This window comes from Paeniglutamicibacter sp. MACA_103 (assembly GCF_045798555.1).
In the GTDB taxonomy this organism is placed as follows: domain Bacteria; phylum Actinomycetota; class Actinomycetes; order Actinomycetales; family Micrococcaceae; genus Paeniglutamicibacter.
This window is the reverse complement of sequence record NZ_JBIXLN010000127.1, coordinates 1-385: the sequence shown is the minus strand read 5'-3', so window position 1 is coordinate 385 and position 385 is coordinate 1. Positions and strand designations below refer to the sequence as shown.

Here is a 385-nt window from a genome sequence, read left to right as displayed (position 1 = left end):
TGGAGAGCTTGCTGGACTGCATCCAGCCGATCCCGGCACTGGTGCGCACTTGCTGCCACGAACCCGAGGTCCGCAGCCACTGGATTCTCGTGTTGTTCGAAAGAGTGGCAATCTTCTTGCTGGCGGTTTTCGTGGTTTGGAAGACGGGCTGCGCGCCTTTCACCCAGCGGTAGACGCTAGAAGGATTCGACGCACCAAGCGTAGAAGCCGGAACGAACCCCGTCTCCCCCCGGACGAGAACCTTAGTCCAGGAACCGCTTCTGCCAAGGACCTCGACCCTCGTCTGACGGTGAAGCGACAGAACATGGGCCGAACCGGCCGAGGCCCTGGCCTTCACCGAGGTGAACGACTTGGTGAAGTTATACACCGAGGCCTTCGCCGGAGG

At 61.0% G+C, this 385-nt stretch carries 1 protein-coding gene; it reads right to left on the bottom strand.

Annotation, left to right across the window (positions count from 1 at the left end):
- The coding region (locus tag ACIPVK_RS21830; RefSeq protein ID WP_407614076.1) for an SH3 domain-containing protein at positions 1-367 on the bottom strand (367 nt) is incomplete at its 3' end.
- Positions 368-385: the final 18 nt, after the last annotated feature.